Genomic DNA, 2,522 nt, shown 5'->3' with positions numbered 1-2,522 from the left:
ACCACAACCCCAAAACACCGCACACACCAACACACCCCCCAATGACAATACCCCACAAGTCAAACCCTTATGGAAATACGGGGCGAACACTTTGCAAGCCTTTAAAGATTACATGAAAGCTAAAGACTTGGGGAGTGCTGAAGCGTGGTTAGAGTTAGGCAAAATGGCAGTTGATGGCATTGTTGTCTGCCCGGATAACAATGTCGCCATGCGTTGCTTTGAAAAAGCCATAGAATTAGGCTCAGTGCAGGCGATGGTGGAGCTAGGCAAGCTCTACATGGAAAATGGGGACACACAGGTGTTAGAATACAATAGTGGTGAGCTGTTAGAGGGGGTCGCTGTAGAAAAGGGGCTTGCCAATTGCGATGATGAAATCGATGCCGATGTGGAGAGTTATAAGGAGTTTTTAGAGCACTGCCATGTGTTTGCGGATAAAAAGGTGAAAAATTGCCACCAAAAGGCAAAAGAGCTTTTTGAAAAGGCAGGGGAGTTAGGCGAGGGGCGTGCTTACCGCCATTTAGGCGAGCTATACCGCCAGTATAACAATTTTGGCGAAACAGAAGAGGGCTCTAAGGCAAAATCTTACGAATATTATAAAAAAGCCGTGGAATTATTAAAACGCCAAGCCAAGCAGGGCGACATAGAAGCACACGCAGAGATAGGGCAAGCCTTTGTCAATCGGCTTTGGTTGGCAGAGGAGGGGGATTCAGACTATCAAGATGAAAACTTGGTAGAAAAAGCCATAGAGGCGTTCCAAAAGGCAATAGACCTTGATTGCCATGCAGGGTGTTACTATTTGGGGAGATTCCATGAAGCTATCAAGCACTACGATGGGCATGAGAGTGAGCAAGAGAGTCAAAAATCCATCCAAGCCTATAAAAAGGGTATCCAACTAGGCAGTGGGCTTTGTGCTAGGCAACTTGCATGGGATCACTCCACGCCCCCAGACTTCAACCCCCTTATGCTCTCTCTTATGGAAGGCAAATCCAAAGCAGAAATCATGCAACTTTACTTTGATTTCTTTGATCAAAATATCAAGTGGCTAAAAATGGCAGTGTCTTACCGGCATTATAAAGCCCTGCCCGATCTCTTAGAATATCTAGCCACCCAGCCCTATTTAGCCAAAGAATACGGCTTTGAGGAGGAGGAGCAAAAACGCTTAAATCAATACGAACGGGATTACAGCACTTACAGCCAACTCACTAGAGATTTAGGTCCCAAACATTGGCATTTTTATCGCTACTGGGGAAGTGCTTTTGATCCCAAGCAGTTTTTAGAGCATGGCGTGAGTGGTTGGCGTTTGATTACGGGGACTTTGGGCTAGATTAGCGAGCTAGTAGAGGAGGGGTAGAAAATTCCTAACTAACCATGTATTCCGTTCTTACCTCTAAAATCTGCATCTATCTAATTAACAACATTAAGCAAGCAGATTTTCAACAGATAAGCCAATCTTAAAGACATGCTCAGTAGCCAAATGCGGCTATATGCCCGGGATAGGGGGAATCCAAAGGCTTATCAATGGCAATGTGGATGCGGCTCAAAGAATCATCCACCAAACAAGCACCCCGCAGCAACAAGCCGCCCTAAAGGACTTGTCAGAAGCTTTTGGAGGGGGGGCTAAGTTCAACACCCAGCCCAGCGCGCTAAGCAACAAGGCAAAAGAAGTCTTTGGGGAGGATTCTACAGCCTTTAAGGCTTACGACACCATTGCCAACATCTTAAGCCTACCCAAGCACACCCAAAGACAAGAGGCGTTTATAAGGGCTATTAGAGCCGATGAAAGCGGGCATCTAGCGGCTTTTTTGGCTGAAGCGGCTAACTCTAGCGTGCAGGCACAAAGCACCCTAAAGGGGATTTTAAACCAGACCACAAGAAACCTCCAATTAGAGCTAGAACGCCTCAATTTAAACGCGCAGGACATTAAGGGCGTGTTTGAGGACTTAGACAGGGGGACTAAAGAGTCTTATAGCGATGCGATGGAGCGCGTCATAGGCGAGGTGATGGGGGATGAGTATAAAGTAAAACTTGATCCCACGCCCTTCAACGCCCTTAAAAGGGACTTGAAAGATCAGGGGCTAGAAGAGATCGCCAAACCCTTTTTAAAGGGGTTGGAACACCTATTGTATAACCCAGATGGGGTAAACTTCAAGCAATTACATAAAAGTTTGAATCTACTCAATAGCTATTACAAAGAAGCCAAAGACCCCAATTTTAGGGATCATATCCAAAGGGCATTAGAGGGCTTTATTAGAAAAGATATTAAAAGCGGGGTGGATGATCTCTTTGCCCAATTGCCCCCCCAAGTGGCTAATAAATACCAGCAACTCTTTTCTACCGCGCTCAAAGATTACGCCCAAATGAAAGCCACCAGCAAGCTAGTTAAAAAGCTAGGGTTAAGAGACGCGCACAAAAGCGAACAAGAGGCGCTAGATAGCTTGATGAAGTTTGCCAAAGGGCAGGGAGATAATTTAGATAATTTTAGCCAACTTACGCGCTCTCTTAGCCCACAGAATCGCCAAGTC

Annotated in this window: 1 protein-coding gene and 1 pseudogene; both read left to right on the top strand. The window is 45.8% G+C overall.

The window, feature by feature from the left end:
- Positions 1–1,324, top strand: a 1,324-nt coding sequence (locus tag EAO33_RS08800; RefSeq protein WP_162982283.1) for a tetratricopeptide repeat protein, incomplete at its 5' end; no start/stop codon positions are given.
- A 160-nt stretch (positions 1,325–1,484) separates the two neighbouring features.
- A pseudogene (locus tag EAO33_RS08795) lies at positions 1,485–2,522 on the top strand (DUF3519 domain-containing protein); the annotation flags it as partial.

Origin of the sequence: Helicobacter labacensis, from assembly GCF_003660285.1 — a bacterium.
Lineage (GTDB): Bacteria > Campylobacterota > Campylobacteria > Campylobacterales > Helicobacteraceae > Helicobacter > Helicobacter labacensis.
The sequence above is the reverse complement of the archived record's forward strand: the minus strand, read 5'-3'. Positions and strand labels throughout refer to the sequence as shown.